A 22,664-nucleotide genomic window follows, 5' to 3' on the forward strand; every position below is an offset into this window, starting at 1 on the left:
TATGATTTATATTCGGTTATCGATACTATCAGGAGCGATAACTCCTCTAACTCCTGACACACATTATTTCTCATTTTTCAATTTTCAATTCTCAACTTAACAAGAACATCAACAGCACCTGCGCTATGATTACCCGCAGAAACATACACATCGGATATACCGTTGCATAAGCCACCGACGGGTTATCGCCAGGGATGGTGTCGTTGGCGTAATTCAGCGCCATCGGGTTCGCCATGCTTCCGCACAGCATGCCTGCCATAGAGCCGAAATCCACTTTCATCCACTTAAAGGCAATCACGCCCACTATCAGTACCGGGACGACAGTCAGCGTAAATCCGGCCGCAATCCACAGCAAGCCTTCCGGACGGAATACCGTATCGAAGAAATGCGCTCCCGCGTCCAGTCCCAGGCAAGCGAGGTATAGCGACAGCCCCAATGCGCGCAGCATCAGGTTGGCGCTGCGTGTGGTATAGGTTATCATGTGCATTCTCGGTCCGAAAGTACCGATGAGAATACCCACGATAATCGGTCCGCCGGCAAGTCCCAGCTTCACCGGAGCGCTGATGCCTGGCAGGGAAATGGGGATTGCCCCCAAGGCAAGTCCCAGGATGATGCCGATAAATACCGCAACCAGATTCGGCTCCTTCAGGCTCTTGATGGCGTTGCCCAGCACTTTTTCCACATTCTGGATGGCGGCGGCCTCACCTACTACCGTCAGGCGGTCACCCAACTGCAAGGTCAGTTCCGCGGTGGCAAGCAACTGTACGCCGCTGCGGTACACACGGCTGATGTTGATGCCGTAATGATTGCGCAGGTGAAGCGAACCCAGCTTCTTTCCGTTCAGCTCGGGACGTGTCACCACGATACGCTGCGAGATGAGCTGGCTGTCTATGGCATTCCAGTCGATATCCTCTTTATTCCAGTCGGTATGTTCCTGCTCGCCGAACAGTACGGTCAACGCCGGGGCATACTTCTCCGAAGTCACCACCAGCAAGCGGTCTCCTTCCTTTATTATCTTCTCGGAAGTAGGAATACTTACGTTGCCGTCCCGCCACAAACGGGAGATGACGAACTTCGGATAATTCAGACCGCCTATTTCCTTGATGCTTTTATCGAAGATGGCCGGATTGTGTACCTGAAACGCCGCGATATAGGTTTTGTTCGCATCATCTTTCTCTTTCAGTTCCAAATCTTCCTTACGGGCCAATGCCTTGCGTATTATCAGTACGGCAAGAATCACTCCCACCACCCCCAGCGGATAGGCTACCGCACAGCCCAAAGCCGGAGTGCTGGACTCCAGTCCCATCTGCTTCAAGGTCTGTTGCGCCGCGCCCAGCGCCGGCGTGTTGGTTGTGGCGCCGCAGAGGATGCCTACCATGTCCGGCAGCGATATGTTCAGTCCGTAACTGCCCAATACGGCCATCAACGTACCGATCAGCACCACTCCCAGAGCCAGCATGTTCAGTTGCACCCCGCCCTTGCGGAAAGAGCTGAAGAAACCGGGCCCCACCTGTAAGCCCAACGCGTACACAAATATTACCAGTCCGAAACTTTCCGCGTAGTTCAGCATCTGCGGGTCGATGGACAACCCGAAATGCCCGGCGAGAATACCGGCAAAGAAAACAAAAGTCACGCCGAGGGAGATACCGCAAATATGTACTTTCCCCAACCCCAATCCGATAGCTGAAATCAGTGAGAGCACCACCACCGCCTGCAAAGCGGAGTGTTCGATAAACAAACTATATAGCCATTCCAAAGTGTTACGGTTTTATCTACATTTAGAAGTGCAAAGATAGGAAGTTCCGCGAAGCCTAAAAAGATAAATGCAGGAAATTCACGCAAAGCCCCTCATTTCCCGCCTTTCACTTGTACAAAATATCTTTTATCACTACATTCACGGCATGAAACGCCTTATTATACCGATTATATGTATGCTCCTGCCGCTGGCCGGATGCCATGAACGCAAGCCGCTTCCCGGCCTTGACATCGCGGACAGCCTGCTGGTCAACGCCGGCGATAAATCCGGAGCCTTGCGCATCTTCCTGCAGATTGAGGAGCAATTGAAAAGCCGGCAAGACCCTTACGGCAAAGGACTGCTCTACGAGCGCATCGGCGACATATACTACGAGCAGATGAACTACGTACGCGCCTACCACTACTTCAAGCAGGCCAGAGAGAATTTTCAAGTATCCGACAGCCTTCGTGAAGAGACGGAAGCCACGCTTGACATGGCCGCCGCATCCTACCGCCAGAAAGACCTGGAACGTGCCATGAGGCTGTACTCGGCCGCCCTCGACCTTGCCGACGAGCAAGATAGTGAAGCGCTTGCCGAAACAGCACTCAGCAATCTCGCTTCCCTTTATGTAAAGTCGCACAAAAAGCAGATTCCGCAAGACCTGCTGCAACGCATCGAACGGTCCGCACGCAAAGACACACTGTTCGGCAACCATACCATGATTGACGTACAGTTGCTCAAGCACCGTACAGACAGCGCACGCCATTATCTGAAACTGGCGGCGGCTCAGGATAATGATGTGCTGGACAAGGCGGAATTGCATTACACCGCCTACCGGATAGAGGCTTTGTCCGGCAATTTCCGGCAGGCCACCGATCACATACACCGTTATATCTATCTCACGGATTCCCTGACACGCTCAATCATGCAGTTTTCTGCCGGTGTAATCGAAAAAGAGTACTATCAGGAGCGTTCCGCTTTCGCCGAGTACCGGATGAAGCACCGCATTTTCTGGGAAATAGCCGTTATCTGCGGGATATTCCTTCTTGCGGGAGTAGCTTTCTATATTGTCCGCCAGCGCCTGCACCTGCAACGTGAACGTAACGACCATTATCTGCTGCTGGCAGAAGAAGCCCGTGCCGAATACCAGGCTCTCACCCGGCAAATGGAAGGGCGATACGACACGGAAAAACGTTTGAAGAATCTGGTAGCTTCCCGTTTCGACATCATCGATAAACTCGGCAAGACCTATTACGAACGGGAAAACACCCCGTCACAACAGGCTGCCATGTTTCAGGAAGTGAAACGAATCATTACCGATTTCTCAGAGAACAACGAAATGTTTCAGGAATTGGAGCAGATGGTCAATACCTGCCACGACAATGCCATGCAGAAGCTTCGGCAGGTCTTTCCTGCAATGAAAGAGAACGACATCCGTCTGCTTTGTTATATTTTTACCGGTTTTTCTCCGCAAGTAATCAGCTTGTTCATGAAAGAAAGCGTGGCAAACATCTATGCGCGTAAATCCCGGTTAAAGTCACGCATCAAAACTTCCGGAACACCTCATACGGAGCTGTTCATGTCCCTCTTCGGATAACTGTCAGACGCATGTTAGAAAAAGACAAATCCTCCGGAGATTAATCTACTGTAAAACAGGTATATAAAAAACAGCCTGTTAGATTTACACGTTTATATCGTAACTCCCCGAAGAAACGGATTCGCTACTTTTGCAACCGAAAATAACGATAATAAAAGTGTAAAAATATGAAGAGTAAGATTGTTTTTTTAGTGTGTATCATGTTTTTTATAGTAGCGTGCGAGAAAGAACAGATTCCTTTGGAGAAACCCATTGAAGCCCCCGCCCCATCCAGCAATGACGAAAAACCGGAAGAGAAACCGGAAGGTACGACAGAAGGGCAACCGGAAGAGAAACCCGAACAGCAACCGGAGATACAAGCTACGCTCGAGAAGTTATCAATCGCGCAACTGCCTCATAAAACTTTCTATACTTTAGGAGAAGAACTGAATCTAAACGGACTTCAACTAACCGGATTATACAGTGACGGGAAAGAATACCCCGTCACTGTCAGTCCGGAACACATCAGCGGTTTTTCTTCCGAAGCTCCCGCAGAGCATTTGGAGTTAACAGTCAATATAGAAGAACGGCAAGTGAGCTTTATCATTCAAGTTGCACCCGTTCGCGTGCGGGAAGGAGTGCTGACAGAAGTCCTTAAAGGTTACAGTGAAATCACGCTTCCCCAAAATGTAACGGCTATCGCGCCGCAGGTATTCCAAGGTAACCGGCAAATCGCCAAAGTAATAATGAACGAAGGATTAACTTCGATAGGCGAAAGAGCATTCTTCAATTCGAGCATACAGGAAGTAATCTTCCCCTCTACTTTGAAACAACTCGGACAAGACATCTTCTATTACTGCAACCAGTTGAAACGCGCCGATCTCTCACATACGCAAATCACCCGCTTGACTTCCGGAAGTTTCGTATACGCCGGTGTAGAAGAAGTATTATTGCCGTCTACGCTCCAAAGCATAGAAGTACAGGCTCTGATGAAGACAGGTAAGCTGAAATCCGTTGTCATCCCTCAAAATGTAAAATATATCGGTCAGGAAGCGTTCCGGGAAAGCGGCATCATCAATGTACAGCTCCCCAACGGTATCTCTACCATTGTAGACCGCGCTTTCTATTATTGTCCCAATCTGACGGAAGTGTCAACCTATGGTCCTGTTTCGGACAACGACCCCGACGCCATGATTCAAGCCTATTGTTTTGTTGGATGTCCCAACCTCTCCCGGCTTGAAATACCCCGGAGTATCCGCATCTTGGGACAAGGGCTGATAACGGGTAATCAAAAGGTAAACAAACTGACAATCCCGTCCCGTGTTGTCCGAATCAATTTTTCCGCTTTTGACAATACAGGAGTTAAAGAGGTCATTGTAGAAGCCGTCACGCCACCCGCTACTCCCGAAGGCGAATGGTACGGATTCCCTAAAACGGTAACAAGTATCCTCGTCCCGGCACAGGCTGTCGAAGCATACAAAACCGCCCGAGGCTGGAATAAATTTGCAGAAAAGATTGCGGCCCGTCCGTAACGCTTTCCGCTTCCTCTGCCATAAACTTAAATAACGGAATCCGCATGACAACAAGCAGATATAACACTTTCGGGTACATCCTGATATTTATTTTCTCATCGATAGGAACGTCCATATACGCACAGGAAAAGGGAACCGTGAAATATTGGAAAGTGGAATTAACGGGAGCCGTCAACACTTACGACGGCTGGGAAATAGAACCTTCCGTAACCTACCAACCTGTCCGTTATATCGGACTGACGATGGGACTCTTATTCTGCAATCCGATAAACGAGAGCGGTTTCATCGGAGAATCGCAAGACAAACAATGGTATTGGAGTGCAGTGGACGACGATAATGGAAGTTATCTTTTTGCCCTGCGCCCTTCCGTCCTATTCACCTCACCTTCTATATGGCTGGGCGAGGATAAAGATTACGCCTTATCTTTTTCCATTTCTCCCGGAATAACCATGCCTTTGCCCCCGAACCGGGAATTCAATATCGAGTACTTCCCGCAAAAGCCCGGAGCATGGACCGCCTTTAAAACAGAGCATGTCAAAAACAAAGATGCGACCTTTGTTTACTACCATCTCCGAAGTGCCGTATCGCTCGAAATAGACGACAGCATCATCCTGTCAATGGGATATACTCTTTCCAACTTCGACTTATATGGCGGAAGCCGGAATATTGTCATCGAAGGCAGGAAACTGAATCCTGAACGGCACCCCTTGATGCATTCTTTCTTTATAGGTATCGGTTATCGCTTTTAAACGAAAAAAGCGGTTGCCAAAATGACAACCGCCTTTTTCGTTTTAAAAAAATAACTCAAAGAAAAGTACACCCTCAGGGATTCGAACCCTGGACCCACTGATTAAGAGTCAGTTGCTCTACCAACTGAGCTAAGAGTGCTTCTATTAAATTGTAGTGGATACGAGAATCGAACTCGTATTACATGCGTGAGAGGCATGTGTCCTAACCGTTAGACGAATCCACCGACTTTTTAGAAAAGCACCGGCTTTTGCAAACCGATGCTTTCTATTTTTGTTCCTTGCGGAAGCTGGGGGATTCGAACCCCCGGTACGGTTACCCGTACGTCAGTTTAGCAAACTGGTGGTTTCAGCCACTCACCCAAACTTCCTTAGTAACCAACATTCTTCTCAAATGCGGTGCAAATGTATGGTAAACTTTTGGACTATGCAAATCTTTCCTGCATAATTTTTTCCTCATTTTCGCAAGATAAAGAGATAACACGTTAACACTCAAAATCTAATAGAGCAGAAAAAAAACAATAAAATCAAGCTTTCGCCATCAAACATTATTTTATAAAACTCTTACTTACCCATTTCATGCTATACCAACGACGCACAAAGATAGCACCCCGAATGTTTTCATCCAGCAAAAACGCAATCCACATACCGCAAATTCCCCAACCAAACGGAATGCCAAACAGATATCCAAGCCCCACAGCCACGCTCCACATCACTACCAGTCCCACATAGAACGGATAATTTACATCTCCCGCCGCACGCAAGGCATTGGTAGCGAAAATATTGATAGGCCGCCCTATCTCCAGTACAACGTCGATTATCAGAATCGTGACCCCCATTTTGATAATTTCGGGATTAGACGTCAGCCAACCGAAAATAACATGTCCCAAAAGCGCCAGTATACAGGACAGAATCAAGGTTATCATCACAGACTTCTTCATTACATACTTCCCCATCAGAAAAGCCGCCCGAGGTTTCTTCTCCCCTATCAGATGTCCGATACATATCGCCCCGCCCTGCGCCATAGAAATGCTGAACAGATAGGCGAACATGATAATATTGACACAATAAGTACGCGTAGCCAACGCTTCCACCCCCAACATATTAATGAAATAAGTGATTACCACCTGCGAAGAACTGTAAGAAAGTTGCTCACCGGCAGAGGGTAGCCCCACCTTCATCAAATTCTTCAACTCCATCCAGGGGAACGGACGGAAATAAGCCAACGGAAAACGGTGGATATGCTTGCGAAACAGGATGACGAACAGGATAACCATCGAAACGCCCCTGCTGAAAGCCGTGGAAATGGCGGCTCCCTCTACTCCCAGCTCCGGGAAACCGAACCGTCCGAAAATCAAAGAATAATTACCTATGATATTAAGGATATTCACAACCACCGTCACCATCATCGGATATATCGCCTTGTTTGCGCTGCGCAAGGATGCGGAAAGAGTCAGAGACAATGCCTGAAAAAAGGCGAATGCCCCTACGATACGCATATAATCCATACCATCCTGCATCAGCTCGGGCCCGAGTCCCATCAAACGTAAGATAGGCTCCGCACCGCCGAACAGCAGCATACTGATACTGACACCCACCACCAGGTTAACCAGAACAGACACTCCCACCACCTGTACCACCTGTTTATGCAACCTCGCTCCAAGATATTGCGAACACAAGACCGAAGTACCGAGGTTTATCACCTCAAAAACCAAAAAAGTCAGCATAATAATCTGGTTGACTACACCTACGGCAGCCACGCTGCTATCCGAATGGCGGCTCAGCATGATGGTGTCCACCGCGCCGAGCATCATTATGAGTAATGTCTCTATAAAGATAGGAGCCGCCAGTTTGGCAAGCCGTTTCTTCAGGTTCTCCTGCTGTATCATTGTTCGTGGGATGTGCTATGCTAAAAATCGCGCAAAGATACGGAAAGGAAAGAGACGCGAAATTGATACATATCAAATAAATTTCCTTATCTTTGCCACACTAAATGACACCCCCAATCTACATTAACTGTTATGGAAACATTACTCAAAGAGACAGTTGATATCACTGTCAATTCCCGTTATCCGGGCATGGCTCCCGAAGGCAGACGACAAATCGAAGAAATCCTGATTCGCAAAGAGGTGGAAAAAGGCGAGCTTCTGTTGAAGGAAGGACAAATCAGCCACAACATCGTACTCGTCGGCAAAGGCATGCTGCGACAGTTCTACTACAAAAACGGCAAGGACGTCACCGAACATTTCTCGTATGAAGGCTGCATCGTTATCTGCATCGAAAGCACCCTCAAAAAAGAGCCCACCCACCTGATGATCGAAGCGCTCGAGGACAGCATCGTCTACCTGCTTCCCTATGACAAGTTGATGTTACTCACCGAAATCTCCCGGGAAATCAATATGTTCTATCGCAAGATACTTGAATACTCCCTTATTGTTTCACAAATCAAAGCCGATTCCTGGCGGTTCGAGACTGCACGCGAGCGTTACAACCAACTGATGCGGCACCAGCCGGAAGTCATCAAGCGTGCTCCCTTGTCGCATATCGCGTCTTATCTGCTGATGACTCCCGAGACATTAAGCAGAGTACGTTCGGGCATACTCTGATTTTTTGCGGGGGTGCCCGAACCGGTCATATCTGAATTTATATAGAATATTTATCCTTTCTATATTTAAACCTGTTCTATCTCAAATCTTTTTTTGAGATAGCTTGTTATCAAGCTCATTATTCATCTTAAAATTCAGATTATGACTACAATATATACTTTTGCGCAAAGTGCCATCGAAGACGCCAGAAGCGCCGGGCGCTACGGCACCGCCAACTTGTACACCAGCGCCATCAACAGTTTCCGGAAATTCACCGGAGACATCCCTCTCACCTTCAAAGAACTCACGGCAGGTCTGATTAAAACTTACGAAGAAAGCCTGCTCCAACAGGGACGGCGTCACAATACCATATCCGCTTATATGCGTATGTTACGCTCCATCTTCAACCAGGCGCATTTACAAGGTATTCCCGACGCCATATCCGCCGACGAGTTGTTTCGTTTCGTTTTCACAGGATACGAACCCACCGCCAAGCGGGCTATTTCGCCCACTCTCATACGGCGCCTCTCGCAATTGAATCTGGAGAAGCAGCCCAACTTACGCTTCAGCCGCGATTTGTTCCTGCTCAGTTTCTATCTCAGAGGGATTCCGTTCGTCGACCTCGTCCATCTCCGCAAAACGGACATGAGATACAACACCATTCATTACCACCGGCATAAAACCCGCCAGCAGCTATCGGTCTATATCGAGCCTTATGCCGCCGATATCCTGCACCGGTACACCGACAAGCGTTCCAAATCCCCCTATCTCCTGCCCATACTTTCATCCACTGGCGCAGAGGGTTACCGACAGTACAAGAGCGCTTTACGCCTCTATAACCAACACCTGCACCAACTATCCAAAATGCTGCGCCTGAATGTACCGCTAACCTCTTACGTAGCCCGCCACAGCTGGGCCACTACCGCCAAAGAAGAGGGAGTGGCCCTTGCCATGATAAGCGAGGGTTTGGGGCATAGTTCCGAAAAAGTCACACACGTATATCTCGCTTCTTTTAACAATAATGCGATGAGTAAAGCCAATAGAAAAGTAATATCTACAATTCATAGCAAAGAAAAAAAAAGAAAAAGCAAAAAATAGCGTGTCAACTTATCTTACGAATTAATCAACAAATTTTACAAGAAATCCATTCTCTTACTTACAAGGTAAGAGAATCTCTTCTCATGGCGACAAAGATAGAAAAAAAATCACCAATACAAATAAATAAATTTGTATTTTTTATTGGTGTATATTTATTGTAAATAGGAATAAAAAGGTATAAAACATATTTTTTGCGTTTAAAAATAATTACAGATATAATTTTTATAATCCTTTGATTTTTACAAATACCCGTTTCTGGAAAAATAAAGGCGCAACCTGTTTTAAATTATCCTGTTTCATTGGGATAGTATCCTTATATGTCATTATAAAACGTTTTTTCCCGATTCTATTCCATTCTCTTACCTTGTAAGTAAGGGATTTCTTTTTTCCACTACCTTGTAAGTAGGAGAAAAGACAAACAAATAGAACAAATATACAGCAAAATCATTCATTTTATCCACCAAAATAAATTGAATGACAGGACATTACAGAAGGTATGAGACAGGTTTTACGTTTCAACAGAATTATCAAATGCATCATCATCGCAGGCGATTTATGTATACTTAACGCTATTTTTATAGTGTTATATCATACATTGGATAGTAATACGCTTGGAGCTACATTCAGCAATTCTCTGCCTCAACTGCTGGTTCTCTTGAATTTAGTATACATTGTATGTAACTATTCCAAAGGCATCATCCTGCACCAGCGCATCGTACGTCCCGATCGTATTATCATGCGCGCCATCCGCAGTACTTTTTTCCATGCTTTTGTATATATCAGCTTAATCAGCCTTGCGGATTTCGGAACGCTCTCGGCCCGTTTTTTCACGCTATTCTATATATCGTTTTTAGCGTGTCTGATTATTTACAGGCTGGCATTCAGACATATCCTGAAATTATATCGCCGTTCCGGCGGAAACTCCCGTACAGCCATACTGGTAGGTGACGGCAGCAACATGGTGGAGCTTCACCATGAAATGACCGGCGATCCGACTTCCGGTTATCGGGTAGTCGGCTATTTCGCGGAAAGCCCTTCCTATCTTTATCCGGAGCATCTCCCGTATCTGGGTGTCCCGGAACAGGTAGTCCCCTACCTCAGCTCCAACAATATCGAACAAGTATATTGCGGACTGACTTCGGCTCATAGCAAGGAAATCCTGCCCATCATCAATTATTGCGAGAACCATTTTCTGCGTTTTTACAGCGTACCCAACGTACGTAAATATTTAAAGCGACGCATGCATCTCGAAATGTTGGGAAACGTGCCCGTCTTGTACATACGTCAGGAACCGTTGGCGCAACCGGAAAACCGTATGCTCAAACGTCTGTTCGACATTGTATTCTCCTTGCTTTTCTTGTGTACCCTATTCCCGATTATCTTTATAATTATAGGAACCGCCATAAAAATCAGCTCTCCCGGACCTGTTTTCTTCAAACAGAAACGCAGCGGTGAAGAGGGTAAAGAATTCTGGTGCTATAAGTTTCGTTCCATGCGCGTCAATAAAGACAGTGATAAGCTGCAAGCCACTAAAAACGACCCGCGTAAAACACGCCTGGGCAATTTTATGCGCAAAAGCAATATCGACGAACTCCCCCAGTTCATCAATGTGCTATTGGGTGACATGTCCGTAGTAGGTCCACGCCCGCACATGCTGAAACATACCGAAGAATACTCCAAACTGATTGATAAATATATGGTGCGCCACCTTGTCAAACCCGGTATTACCGGTTGGGCCCAAATCACCGGATTCCGCGGCGAGACCAAAGAATTGTGGCAGATGGAAGGACGCGTAGAACGAGATATCTGGTATCTGGAACACTGGACTTTCATGCTCGACCTGTATATCATCTACAAAACCGTAAAGAACGCGGTAAAAGGAGAAAAAGAAGCCTATTAAACAGTGAGTTGAAAATTGCGAGTTGAGAGTTAAAAATCATAAACACATGAAAAAAAAGAGTCTGATTATTTTATTATTTCCGCTAATACTTACCGGATGCCAAAGCTACAAGAAAGTACCTTACCTGCAGGATGCTTTACAGCAGACCGCAACAGCGGATACGAACGTTCCCGATATGAGTTTGTACGATGCGCATATCATGCCGAAAGACTTACTGACAATTGTAGTGAGCTGTCCCGAAGAGCCCGAATTGGCGGAACCTTTTAACCTGACAATAGCCACTCCTGCAAGCAATACCGGCAATAAATCCCTTACTTCCCAACCCGCATTGCAACAATATCTTGTAGACAACGATGGAAATGTAGAGTTCCCGGTATTAGGAACCATTCATTTGGGTGGGCTTACCAAAGGAGAGGCCGAACAATATATCAAAGACAAACTCAAACCCCAATTCCGCGAAACTCCCATCGTTACCGTACGTATGGTGAACTACAAGATTTCCGTTATCGGCGAAGTAGGTCGTCCGGGAACTTTCACCATATCCAACGAGAAAGTTAATATCCTCGAAGCTCTTGCCATGGCGGGTGACATGACTATCTACGGCATCCGGGACAATGTAAAACTGATTCGCGAAGACAATAACGGAAAACGGGAGATTATCACACTCAACCTGAACGACCAAGACATACTGCAATCACCTTACTACTACCTGCAACAAAATGACATTCTGTATGTCACTCCCAATAAAACGAAGGCAAAGACATCCAATATCAGTACCAGTACCACAATCTGGTTCTCGGTTGTCGGTTCATTGGTATCATTGGCGAGTCTTATCATCGCGATTACAAAATAAGGAGAATTGAAAAACCAAAACAGAAAATTAAAAAATACGGACGTGAAAGAAGAAATATACGACGACTTGTTCGAAGAAAAAGAAGAAAAGACCAACTGGCAGGCTATACTTTTCAAATATGTCATCCGCTGGCCGTGGTTTATCGCCTCAGTCATCCTTTGTCTGGTATGCGCCTGGTTCTATCTGAAAACCACCACTCCTGTATATAACATCAATGCATCCATTATCATTAAGGATGACAAGAAAGGCGGGAACGCAAACGACCTTAGCGCTTTCGAGGATATCGGCATCATATCTTCTTCTAAAAACATTGACAATGAAATCGAAATTCTTCGCAGTAAATCGCTCATCAAAGATGTAGTCAGCGAACTGGGCTTATATATCAACTATTCCGGTGAAAGCGGATTTAACAAGACCGATTTATATGGTTCATCTCCGGTACTCGTACACTTCCTGCCGGAAGATGCCGAACGCCTTACTGCCCCTATATTTCTGAGTATCAGCTATAATTCCGACCGTCAGATAGATGTAACGGCAACTGTTAACGGAAATACCGTCAACAAACATTTCACGGAGCTGCCTGCCGTTCTGTCCGGTGAAGCGGGTACACTCACTTTTATGTCCAATCCTTCCGTAGCCCTCACGGGCAGCGGTAACATAGAGGTAAGCATCGTCAATCCCCTATCCGTAGCCAAAGGTTACCGGACAGCCCTGTCTATCGAACCGACCAGCAAAACCACTTCCGTCGTTACCGTATCGGTGAAAAACACCAGTAAGAAACGCGGTGAGGATTTTATCAACAAACTGATAGAGATATATAACAAGAACGCCAACAACGACAAAAACGAAGTTGCGCAGAATACCGCCCGTTTCATCGATGAGCGCATCTCCGTCATCAATCAGGAGTTAGGTACCACGGAGCAGGAGTTGGAAAGCTTCAAGCGCGAAGCGGGGCTTACCGACCTCAGCAGCGATGCCCAGCTTGCCATCAGCGAACAGTCCGCCTATGAAAAACTTTGTGTGGAAAACGGCACGCAACTCAACCTGATTCAATATCTCTCCGAATACATCCGGAAGCCGGAAAACGTAACCGCCACTCTCCCCGCCAATGTAGGGCTGAACGACGAAACCCTGTCCGGACTCATAGCCCAATACAACGCCCTGATTTTGGAACGCAACCGCCTGTTGCGCACCTCTTCGGAAACCAATCCGGTTGTACGCCGTCTCGACAGCAACATAGAGGACATGCGCGCCGGTATCATTACAACCATTGCCAGCGTGCGCAAGGGATTGCTCATCACCAAAGCCGACCTCGACCGCCAGGCAGGCAAATACGCCGGACGCATCAGTAACGCCCCCGCCCAGGAACGCCGCTTTGTCAGCATCCAGCGCCAACAGGAAATCAAAGCAGGACTTTATCTCATGCTGTTGCAGAAACGCGAGGAAAACAACATCGCGCTGGCCGCCACCGCCAATAATGCCAAAATCATTGACGATGCGATAGCGGATGATTTCCCCATATCTCCCCAAAGCAAAAAAATCTACATGATAGCATTCGTGCTCGGACTCGGTATTCCGGTAGGAGTCATTTATCTCCTGAACCTGCTCAGTTTCCGTATCGAAGGACGTGCCGATGTCGAGAAGCTCACCGATGTACCCATTATCGGTGATGTGCCCCTCACAGAACCGGAAGCCGGACACACCCATACCATTGCCGTCCGTGAAAACGACAATGACATCATGGCGGAAACATTCCGCAGTCTACGCACCAATCTGCTTTTCATATTGGGCGACCCGAATAAAAAAGTAATCCTTGTCACTTCCACCATGAGCGGTGAAGGAAAAACGTTCATCGCTTCCAACCTTGCCGTCAGTCTGGCGCTCTTGGGTAAAAAGGTAATCATCGTCGGACTGGATATCCGCAAACCGGGGTTGAACAAGGTATTCCACATTCCTCATAAGGAACGGGGCATTACCCAGTATCTGTCCGCTCCCCAAAGCACAGACCTGCGTTCCATGGTACTCCCTACCGATATATCCGCCAATCTCAGCGTACTGTCGGGCGGAGCCGTACCGCCGAACCCGACGGAACTGCTGGCGCGTCAGTCTCTGGCAGATGCCATCGATATATTGAAAAAAGAATACGATTACATTGTGCTTGACACGGCTCCCATCGGTATGGTAACAGACACGCAACTCATCGCCCGTGTAGCCGACGCGAGTATTTATGTCTGCCGGGCCGACTATACGCACAAGAACGATTACCGGCTAATCAATGAATTGTACAACAATAAACGCCTGCCTAACTTATGTACCGTCATTAACGGACTGGACATGACAAAGAAAAAATACGGCTATTACTACGGTTACGGTAAGTATGGCAAGTATTATGGCTATGGTAAGAAATACGGATATGGCTACGGGTATGGCTATGGTGACACCCCCGATACCAAATAAAATATATACCCCATAAGTCCGGGGCTTGCACGCGCGACACCGTTCTCGTTTCCGGGCTTATTTTTTGTTTGTTTGCTGGTATGCTGCGGCGGTAGAGCGCTGCTGCCGGGCATACCTTTTACACTAACCGATCACAAAAACAATGCAGAATACGAATCACATAGAAATAAAAAGCAGCACAGCTCACCGCCAATGGCTGGTGGCCTATGTACAGTCGTGCCTCGAGAAAAAGACCGCGCAACGGCTTGCCGCCATGGGTATCGAGTGCTATCTACCTGTTCAGAGCGAAATCCGCCAATGGAGCGACCGCCGCAAACGGGTCGACCGGCTGGTGATTCCCATGATGATATTCGTACACGTCACTCCGCAGGAGCGGCCGCTTCCCCTAAGCCTGCAAGCTGTCAGCCGCTATATGGTGCTGCGCGGTGAAAGTACTCCCGCCGTCATTCCCGACGAACAGATGGCGCAGTTCCGCTTCATGCTCGACTACAGCCCCGAAGCAGTGGAAATGTGCAGCGTCCCGCTGGCTCCCGGCGATGCCGTAAAAGTCATAAAAGGCCCCCTTGCCGGCCTTGAAGGAGAGCTCATCACCGTCAACGGGAAAAGCAAAGTAGCTGTGCGACTGGATATGCTGGGATGCGCGCATGTAGACATCCCCATAGGGTTTGTCGAGAAAAAGGATAAAAAAGAAAAGGCTGTACGATGATTTCACTTTATCACCTTACAGCCTTTTCCGCATCATGTCAATTACACGTATTCCCGTCGCTAAAGCGTCATCGCATTTGCTCCAAACACGCCCAGCACAGCCGAAGCCACCGCAATCACCACCTTCAAAATCGTATCCCAGATTCCTCTACTTTTGCTCATTTTCTTGCAATTAATTTATAATTCATAACCCATTCTCATCCCAGCGGATTCTCTTCCTCTCCACCGGTATTCCCACCGCCGCCATTACCGCCCGGTGCCGTGCTGCCATCGGCAGATACCAGCTCGAAAGAGACATTGTTGGCAGCTCCTTTCGTAGTGGCAACCGAATCGTTCACCAGCCTCAAAGTCGTAGCGACCTTGAAGTTAATCCGCACCTTATCGATGTTTTTCACCGTACAATCCTTGGGATGTTCCGTGGCCACACAGTGAAACGAAGTGCGGAAAATACCGAAATCATCCAAACGGACACTGTTGCCGTCGGTCAGTTTCTCGCGCATGTTTCTCACGATAGCCTTACCTACATGCAGCACATCCTCTGCCGACATGCCACCCAAAGCCTCGATTTCTTCCGCGATGCGTTTCAAGTCATACATCTTCGCGTCACGCGGTTTTCTTTTCAAGGTATACACCAGCGGAGAAGTCTTGTCTCCGATCTTTTTGTAGCGCTGTGTACGCACTACCAATGCTGTCGCCATAATTCTTCAGTTTTTAATTGTTAATTGTAAAACATTCATCATTCAGTCCCGAGGGGCCCTTTCTCCTGACTGACCATGCAAAGATAACGCTTCGCCCACCCGTATCCGCCCCTTCGCGCATCATCACACGCCATAAGGCGTTTTTCAGCGGTTTTTGACACCTTACGACGCGATAAACCACGCTTTTTTCTTCCACAACCCACTAATTATCATTAACTTTACATCATACAACAACTCATAAAAGCCATGGAAAAATCCTCTTTCACTCCCCGCAGTTACAGCAAAAGCGAACTGGCAATGCTATACAGTCCCTATATCACACCCAAAGCCGCCGTCCGCAAACTCAACCGCTGGATAGCTTTCAACCCCGGACTCCGGCAACAGCTCGCAGCCACCGGCATACTCCCCAACGCCAAATGCTACACCCCTATCCAAGTGCACGCCATCGTAGAAGCGTTGGGAGAACCGTAACATAAAAACTCCAAGCGTTTAAAAGCCGAATGCCCGGTGTTTCAGAGGCAAACACCGGGCATTTCAGCCTGAAACACAAGGCATTCCGGAAGTAAATTCCCGGCCTTTCGGGAGCAAACTCACGGAGTTGTCAGCCCCACCCACGGCAGCCTGTCCTTATCCAGCACTTTCCCCTGCATCTCGGTCATTATCTGTTCCTCGGATTCCCGTTCGTCATATCGCCCGCACGGTTGCCTCACGAACAGCACACTCCCTGTCCGGCACAAATCCTGGTCGCGTACTTTCAACATATCCAGCCGGGTATAACTCCTGTCCGGCTGCTCGATGCGGCTGATGGAAAAGATGAAATCGGCCAGGTTCGCCCAGTTGGCACTGCCCGAAATGGTATACATGTCTATTTCTTCCAGCTCGTTCTTCCCGTTCAGCTTTTTCAGGCTGCGGGGATGCGCCACAATAATCACCCAGATTCCGTTGGTACGTCCCCACGCCTGCATCTGCGTCAGCATGGCTTTGATGGCCTGCGTCTCCGTATTGTAACGTCCGGTTTCCACTTCCATGAAAAGATACGGGTCGATGATGAGATACTTCAACGGTACGGCGCGTTTCACCCGTTCCGCACGCTCTATGATGTTGGCGGGTGTGGGCGAAACCTCGTGCAAATCCAGGTGCGCCATGTGTCCGTCCAGAAAAGAGACGATGGGCTGCAACTGTTCACGGGTATATGCCGCCGTGTTCACCTTGCCCAGCATCAGGCGGATAAGATTTGCCATGTGCTTGTTCTTGTCGGGAACCTCAAAGGAGAGGTAGCACACATAGCGCCCCGTCTTGGCCATAAGGCGGCAAGTCAGGTCATTCAGGAAATCCGTCTTGCCGCTATTGGGCTTTCCGGTGGCGATTATCAGCCCGCCCTGGTCGGTGGGATGAAACACATGGTCGGTAAGCGGACCGTAACCCACATCGTAACCGTGGTCGTAATTGCCGCTCAACACATTCATAATCTCATCCGCACGCTCACTTACCGTGATGATGTCCGACGTATGATGCGGACACGCCGAGTCGATAATCTCACGTACCACACCGGCGCCGTACATCACAAGCACGTCGGATATATCCTTACAACCGCCGGGCAGTACGGTGAACAGGCAACGCGTACCGAAATAGTCGGCAAGATGCTTCACAAGCGTTCTTCCGGGCAGGTCGCAGTCGCCGCAAATCACCAGTTCCCGCACCCTGTCCAGCCAGGGGCGAAAAGCCTCGAAGCCTTTGGAGAGGTCGCTTGCCGCGCCGTTGGGTACGCTGATGACGTACGGATATCCCGCCTCATGCAGGGTCAGCACATCCCGTTCACCTTCGGTGACAATCAGGCGCGGAACGTTCTCTTCGGCAATCCGCAACGGATTGATGCAGTCGATATTGTAAGGCGGGCAAGGCGTGGTGGGCGACTCCTGGCTCCAGCACTTGGTATAACCGGAGGCGGAAACATCGCACGAGCGGTATTTCACATTGACGGGTTGCCCGTTGATGTAATTCACATAGGCGATACAGTGGTACATCATTCCCACAGCGTTCTTTTCATCCTTTTCATCCTTTTCACCCTTTCCGCTCTTACCGTCCTTGCCGCCGAAACAGCGATGCATCAGGCAACCGATACGCGCATCAACAGCGGTTTTCAAGGAAATGCCCATATCGGCAAGGTAGCGGCGGGCCGCAAGCTGTTCAGGGTCTGAAGTCTCCGGTTCGTCAGTCAGCGGTTTAATTTTGGAGATTATCTCAGGCGACAGCCGCTTGTAGTCTTCGGGAATCATAGATACCTCGAACGCGGCATTTCCCCCGCCGACCGATGCCGACGCCATACCGCCCGGCTCTCCTTTTCCGAAACTCCGCTTTGCCGCCGGCGAAGCTCCCGCCGAATACGGATGTCCGGCATCCGACCGTACCGTGTCCCGCCGTTCTTCCCAAAAATCCTTCAACCTCCCGTGAAAGTCGCATCCCGCATAGAAGCAGTGATACAACCCCGTCTCACGTGAAATGGAAAGATGTTTCTTCCCGCACTTGGGACACTCCGCCACAAAATTTTTCCCTACATTTCTACGCTCAGGAAAATCACTCAAATAATAAAAAGGTTTCATCATCCGATATTCATAATTTATAGTCTGTAACTCATAATTCAACACTCCCCCATTTTCCGCTCAGCACATTCCACTCCGCTCCCGCACCCGGACGGGGAGGCGCTTCATCCGGTATATTCACCACTCCTTCCAACGGGTCGTCGTAAAAGCGCAGGCCGCTTTCCTTATCCGTCCACTCAAACTCGCCAAGCGGATGATTATTGCGTTGCTCGCTCCGCATATCGGCAAGTTTTTGTATCCGCCTCTGTCTTCCGGCATGTGCGGCGTCTTTTTGCATTCGTTGTCCACCGGCGGATTTCAGCAAGTTGTTCAGCCAGCATAGGCGTCCGGCATAGGTGGATTTCATGAAGCGTTCCTGTCCGGCGAAGTAAGGTACCAGCAGCTCATTCACCAAGTACACCAGATTGAGGCATGCGTCTTCACGTGTCAGTCCCTCTTCCTGCTGGAAACGATTGATGAGCGGAGTAAAGACCTGCGCTTTCTGTATCGGATTCTCATTGATGAGATGAAAGAAATGTCGTGCGGTCTCCAGACTTTTTTCCGCGGCAGATGTCTTTCCGGAGGATATATTATTCTTATTATCCTGTATAGTATATATATTATATATATCACCCTGCGGTAATTTTACCGGTAAAGTTTCCGCGGAATCATCCGTTTTTTCCTTCTCTTTCCAAAGGCAGGAATAGAACGAACCCATCCCGTACACATTATCGGCGGGTATGATGCCGAACGCCCCGCTTTGCCGGACTGCCTCGACCAGAAACCGTGCGTTCTTAAACTTCAGCGACTTACTGATATCATAGAAATTCTCTACGGGATAGACCGCATCCTCATTCATATAGGCGGGCATCCCCAAGAGCAACTCCAAAAGTTTCGCAACGGTGGAGTCTGTGATTTTCCGACTTTTCCATTGTCCGATGGTCTTTTGCAGCTCCCGTACGGAAAGTGTTGTTTTATGTGCTTTCATCGCATTTTATTTTAATTTATTAAAAAAGCTGTCGCAAAGATATACCTTTGCACCCACATTCTCCGTACCCATATAGTGGGTACGGATATCAAACATTTCTATTTAATTAACTAAAAACAATTTCATTATGAAATCAAACAGATTCATTTCCGACCATCCGGAATTCGGCGCGTTCCTCAAAAAAGAACTGAAACAACTTGGTATTCCCAGAGAGGTATTCCGTTCTACTTGTCACATGAAGCAAAGCTATCTTGAGGACATAAAAAAGGGCTCCATAATTATGAGGTAGATAGTTACCGGCTCATTCTGAGCGCATTTGAAGAGTTCACGACACCGGAAAACGCACAGCGTATCTATCGGGAAGGGGTAAAATTCTTGTTTCCTAAGCTGAAAGAATAAGGTTCTGCTGTGGTTTTATGAAAGAAAATATCATTCAATTTTCTTCATAAACTTTGGCATATTACAACTTAATTCGTAATTTTGCCACGCATTTATCAATTACTATTGCTTTCGCCTCTTCCGGATTTTGGGAGGGGCGAGAGCGTAGCGTACTTATCATTATCTATCCAATCAAAATTTTTACCATATTCGAATTTTAAAATATTTTCATACAAAATATTTTAAAGGTTCTTTATGCATAAACCAAACCACTTCTTTCCCCTTAAAACGAGTAAACTTTATTAATATCAATATGGCACAAGATATTAAAATTGCAGTAGCTGGAACCGGCTACGTCGGACTAAGTATAGCAACTTTACTCAGTCAGCATCATCAAGTAACTGCGGTAGATGTAATACCCGAAAAAGTTGAACTGATAAACAATCGCCAGTCACCTATCCAAGATGAATATATAGAAAAATTCTTAAAAGAAAAAAATCTGAATCTATGCGCTACACTTGATGGAGCATCTGCTTACAAAGATGCAGATTTCGTTGTAATAGCAGCTCCCACCAATTATGATCCGGTAAAAAATTATTTCGATACGAGCCATGTGGAAGAAGTCATCGACTTGGTATTGGAAGTAAACCCGAATGCTGTAATGGTCATTAAGAGCACAATCCCTGTAGGATACTGCCAATCGCTTTATACCAAATACGCAGCAAAGGGAATAAAGAATCTGAACTTATTATTCTCACCGGAATTCCTTCGCGAAAGTAAGGCTCTTTATGATAACTTATATCCAAGCCGTATTATCGTAGGAACAAAAACAGACAACGAACAACTCACAAAAGCAGCACGTTCTTTTGCTGCCTTACTGCAGGAAGGAGCCATAAAGAAAGATATAGATACTCTTTTCATGGGGCTTACCGAAGCCGAAGCTGTAAAGCTTTTCGCCAATACTTACCTTGCCTTACGTGTCAGCTATTTTAATGAACTGGACACATATGCCGAAATGAAAGGACTTGACACAGCGGCTATCATCAATGGAGTATGCCTTGACCCTCGTATCGGTACACAATACAACAATCCGTCTTTCGGCTATGGCGGTTATTGTCTGCCCAAAGACACCAAACAGCTTTTAGCTAATTATAACGATGTCCCTGAAAATCTGATTGAAGCAATTGTAGAAAGTAACCGTACCCGTAAAGATTTCATTGCAGACAGAGTGCTTCATCAAGCTGGTTATTACGATTATTATAACCGGGGCGATTTCAATCCATCAGAAGAGAAGCACTGCGTAATCGGTGTTTACCGATTGACAATGAAATCAAATTCTGATAATTTCCGCCAATCATCTATTCAAGGTGTAATGAAACGTATCAAGGCAAAAGGTGCGGAAGTTATTATTTATGAACCAACATTAGAAGATGGAAGTACATTCTTTGGCAGTCGTATTGTAAATAGTCTTGATGAGTTCAAGAAACAAAGTAATGCGATTATTGCGAATAGATATGATGGTTGTTTGGAAGATGTGAAAGAAAAGGTTTATACGAGGGATATTTTTAGAAGAGACTAAAAAAAGAACAAACATTCCATATAAAATTCAATGAACCGTGTTAACAAAAACATAATTGGCCTTATCCAATATTTTTATATATACGTAATGATGTCCTCTGCAGGAATGGCCCTTCCTGCTTATATAGGAAATGATAATTTTATTATTATATTACTATTAATGGGAATGTATTATGTATTTAAAAGAAAGACCATTTATCATCTTCAAACTCATTTTTTGTTTTTCATTGGAGGGTTGTTCTTTTCAATGCTTTTGATTGTCATTGGTTCCACACTAAGTTTAGGTACAGCACTCAGTGTGACTTCAATACCATTAATCGTATATACGACCTACAAAATAGATCCAATTAACTATATCCAAAGATTAATCAAACTTATTTTTTATATTGCCCTAATTAGTATTATCCTCTTCACTGCTACACGTTTATTTGGCTTCAATTCATTTTCAGGAATATTTCCACATTTATATACTTCCTTCTATAGAGAAGGACAAGTATACAGCTATGGAGGTTTCTTATATCGTTTTGTAACACTACATAGTGATAGAAATTGCGGACCATTTGGCGAACCTGGACAATATCAATGTGTGCTTTCTGTTGCCTTATATTTTATTCTATTTCGCCCGAACCTTTTTGAAACAAAAAAACGAATGCAATATATGATTGTTTTTTTCCTAACTCTAATCACAACTCTTTCCACAAGTGGTTATATAGGAATGATAATATTAATATTTTGCTTCTTACAATATACTTCAAAAACGGTGGATAAACGGATGAAATATGCCTATATGATTATGGTTATGGGTACCATACTTTTTTTATCAATGACAAAACTCGGCAACGATTTCATGAACACTGTTGTATTTAATAAAATCTACGAAAACGGTCAATTAGATTTTTCCAATAGTTCCGGCGGTGCACGTACTACAAGTATAAGTAGTGTTTTATCTACCATATATCATCACCCTATTACTTTGATTGGAGTTGGTTACGATGAGTTACGCGATATGGGTGTGGGAGGATGTGCAGGTTTTCTATTTCTACCTCTCGCTATCGGAATAATATCATTTTCTATTTTATTCGGATTTTGTTTTTGTCAGGTATTTAAATACAATAAGGGATTTTGGGATATAATGGTTCGGATTTTCCTAGTTTTAAATATGGGGCTAGGGCAACCCCATATTATGAATTTTGCCCTTTTCATTATGATGCTATATCCCTATTTTATTGCCAACAGTTTAAAAAAGTAAAGAAAAT

General features: G+C 46.5%; 19 protein-coding genes and 3 tRNA genes. 13 read left to right on the forward strand and 9 right to left on the reverse strand.

Annotated features, from left to right (window positions below; translation table 11 throughout):
* Nucleotides 1-91: 91 nt before the first annotated feature.
* Nucleotides 92-1,756, reverse strand: coding sequence for a putative transporter (locus BUB52_RS11930; RefSeq protein WP_009120734.1), 1,665 nt, complete (start codon nt 1,754-1,756; stop codon nt 92-94).
* Between the two features lie 67 nt (nt 1,757-1,823).
* Here BUB52_RS11930 and BUB52_RS11935 point away from each other — a divergent pair, with 67 nt between their 5' ends.
* The 3 genes from BUB52_RS11935 to BUB52_RS11945 all read left to right on the forward strand — a co-directional run bounded on the left by BUB52_RS11935 (nt 1,824) and on the right by BUB52_RS11945 (nt 5,592).
* On the forward strand, nt 1,824-3,332 hold the full coding sequence (locus tag BUB52_RS11935) for a tetratricopeptide repeat protein (RefSeq protein ID WP_009120733.1): 1,509 nt from the start codon (nt 1,824-1,826) through the stop codon (nt 3,330-3,332).
* A gap of 167 nt (nt 3,333-3,499) precedes the next feature.
* Nucleotides 3,500-4,843: a leucine-rich repeat protein gene (locus BUB52_RS11940; protein ID WP_009120732.1), complete on the forward strand. Its 1,344-nt coding sequence runs from the start codon at nt 3,500-3,502 to the stop codon at nt 4,841-4,843.
* A gap of 44 nt (nt 4,844-4,887) precedes the next feature.
* A complete protein-coding gene (locus BUB52_RS11945) occupies nt 4,888-5,592 on the forward strand; it encodes a hypothetical protein (protein ID WP_009120731.1) in 705 nt (234 codons plus the stop codon).
* A 66-nt stretch (nt 5,593-5,658) separates the two neighbouring features.
* On the opposite strand, the gene BUB52_RS11950 is transcribed toward BUB52_RS11945, so the two are convergent.
* The 4 genes from BUB52_RS11950 to BUB52_RS11965 all read right to left on the reverse strand — a co-directional run bounded on the left by BUB52_RS11950 (nt 5,659) and on the right by BUB52_RS11965 (nt 7,478).
* A tRNA-Lys gene (locus BUB52_RS11950) sits at nt 5,659-5,731 on the reverse strand.
* A 13-nt stretch (nt 5,732-5,744) separates the two neighbouring features.
* A tRNA-Glu gene (locus tag BUB52_RS11955) sits at nt 5,745-5,816 on the reverse strand.
* Nucleotides 5,817-5,873: 57 nt separating this feature from the next.
* Nucleotides 5,874-5,960, reverse strand: a tRNA-Ser gene (locus BUB52_RS11960).
* Between the two features lie 177 nt (nt 5,961-6,137).
* Nucleotides 6,138-7,478, reverse strand: coding sequence for an MATE family efflux transporter (locus BUB52_RS11965; RefSeq protein ID WP_009120730.1), 1,341 nt, complete (start codon nt 7,476-7,478; stop codon nt 6,138-6,140).
* Nucleotides 7,479-7,610: 132 nt separating this feature from the next.
* Here BUB52_RS11965 and BUB52_RS11970 point away from each other — a divergent pair, with 132 nt between their 5' ends.
* The 6 genes from BUB52_RS11970 (at nt 7,611) to BUB52_RS11995 (ending at nt 15,188) form a co-directional block, all read left to right on the forward strand.
* A complete protein-coding gene (locus BUB52_RS11970) occupies nt 7,611-8,195 on the forward strand; it encodes a Crp/Fnr family transcriptional regulator (protein ID WP_009120729.1) in 585 nt (194 codons plus the stop codon).
* Nucleotides 8,196-8,336: 141 nt separating this feature from the next.
* Nucleotides 8,337-9,272 (forward strand): tyrosine-type recombinase/integrase, encoded by a 936-nt coding sequence (locus BUB52_RS11975; RefSeq protein ID WP_009120728.1) that lies wholly within the window; start codon nt 8,337-8,339, stop codon nt 9,270-9,272.
* A gap of 496 nt (nt 9,273-9,768) precedes the next feature.
* A complete protein-coding gene (locus tag BUB52_RS11980) occupies nt 9,769-11,172 on the forward strand; it encodes an undecaprenyl-phosphate glucose phosphotransferase (RefSeq protein ID WP_039950225.1) in 1,404 nt (467 codons plus the stop codon).
* Nucleotides 11,173-11,218: 46 nt separating this feature from the next.
* A complete protein-coding gene (locus tag BUB52_RS11985; RefSeq protein WP_009120724.1) occupies nt 11,219-12,025 on the forward strand; it encodes a polysaccharide biosynthesis/export family protein in 807 nt (268 codons plus the stop codon).
* 42 nt (nt 12,026-12,067) lie between these two features.
* Entirely contained in the window at nt 12,068-14,482 is a 2,415-nt protein-coding gene (locus BUB52_RS11990) for a GumC family protein (protein WP_039950268.1), read from the forward strand.
* A gap of 142 nt (nt 14,483-14,624) precedes the next feature.
* Nucleotides 14,625-15,188 carry a UpxY family transcription antiterminator gene (locus BUB52_RS11995; protein ID WP_009120721.1) on the forward strand — a complete coding sequence of 188 codons (564 nt, stop codon included), beginning with the start codon at nt 14,625-14,627 and terminating at the stop codon, nt 15,186-15,188.
* Between the two features lie 59 nt (nt 15,189-15,247).
* Here BUB52_RS11995 and BUB52_RS15780 read toward each other — a convergent pair whose 3' ends face one another.
* Together BUB52_RS15780 and BUB52_RS12000 are read right to left on the reverse strand one after the other, a co-directional pair.
* Nucleotides 15,248-15,349 carry a smalltalk protein gene (locus tag BUB52_RS15780; RefSeq protein ID WP_022218693.1) on the reverse strand — a complete coding sequence of 34 codons (102 nt, stop codon included), beginning with the start codon at nt 15,347-15,349 and terminating at the stop codon, nt 15,248-15,250.
* Nucleotides 15,350-15,384: 35 nt separating this feature from the next.
* Nucleotides 15,385-15,885 (reverse strand): HU family DNA-binding protein, encoded by a 501-nt coding sequence (locus BUB52_RS12000; protein WP_009120720.1) that lies wholly within the window; start codon nt 15,883-15,885, stop codon nt 15,385-15,387.
* 246 nt (nt 15,886-16,131) lie between these two features.
* On the opposite strand from BUB52_RS12000, the gene BUB52_RS12005 reads away from it, so the two are divergent.
* Entirely contained in the window at nt 16,132-16,356 is a 225-nt protein-coding gene (locus tag BUB52_RS12005; protein ID WP_009120718.1) for a DUF4248 domain-containing protein, read from the forward strand.
* Between the two features lie 119 nt (nt 16,357-16,475).
* Here BUB52_RS12005 and BUB52_RS12010 read toward each other — a convergent pair whose 3' ends face one another.
* Both BUB52_RS12010 and BUB52_RS12015 read right to left on the reverse strand, forming a co-directional pair.
* Nucleotides 16,476-18,485: a bifunctional DNA primase/helicase gene (locus BUB52_RS12010; protein WP_039950266.1), complete on the reverse strand. Its 2,010-nt coding sequence runs from the start codon at nt 18,483-18,485 to the stop codon at nt 16,476-16,478.
* Nucleotides 18,486-18,516: 31 nt separating this feature from the next.
* Complete coding sequence (locus tag BUB52_RS12015) at nt 18,517-19,452, reverse strand: hypothetical protein (RefSeq protein WP_009120716.1); 936 nt, start codon at nt 19,450-19,452, stop codon at nt 18,517-18,519.
* 127 nt (nt 19,453-19,579) lie between these two features.
* Between BUB52_RS12015 and BUB52_RS12020 the strand changes: the two genes are divergently transcribed.
* From BUB52_RS12020 to BUB52_RS12030, 3 genes are all read left to right on the forward strand, one after another.
* Nucleotides 19,580-19,741 carry a hypothetical protein gene (locus tag BUB52_RS12020; RefSeq protein WP_009120715.1) on the forward strand — a complete coding sequence of 54 codons (162 nt, stop codon included), beginning with the start codon at nt 19,580-19,582 and terminating at the stop codon, nt 19,739-19,741.
* Between the two features lie 402 nt (nt 19,742-20,143).
* Entirely contained in the window at nt 20,144-21,409 is a 1,266-nt protein-coding gene (locus BUB52_RS12025; RefSeq protein ID WP_009120714.1) for a nucleotide sugar dehydrogenase, read from the forward strand.
* A 30-nt stretch (nt 21,410-21,439) separates the two neighbouring features.
* Nucleotides 21,440-22,657: an O-antigen ligase family protein gene (locus BUB52_RS12030; RefSeq protein WP_009120713.1), complete on the forward strand. Its 1,218-nt coding sequence runs from the start codon at nt 21,440-21,442 to the stop codon at nt 22,655-22,657.
* The last annotated feature ends 7 nt before the right edge of the window (nt 22,658-22,664 follow it).

The organism is Bacteroides clarus YIT 12056 (genome assembly GCF_900129655.1).
GTDB lineage: Bacteria > Bacteroidota > Bacteroidia > Bacteroidales > Bacteroidaceae > Bacteroides > Bacteroides clarus.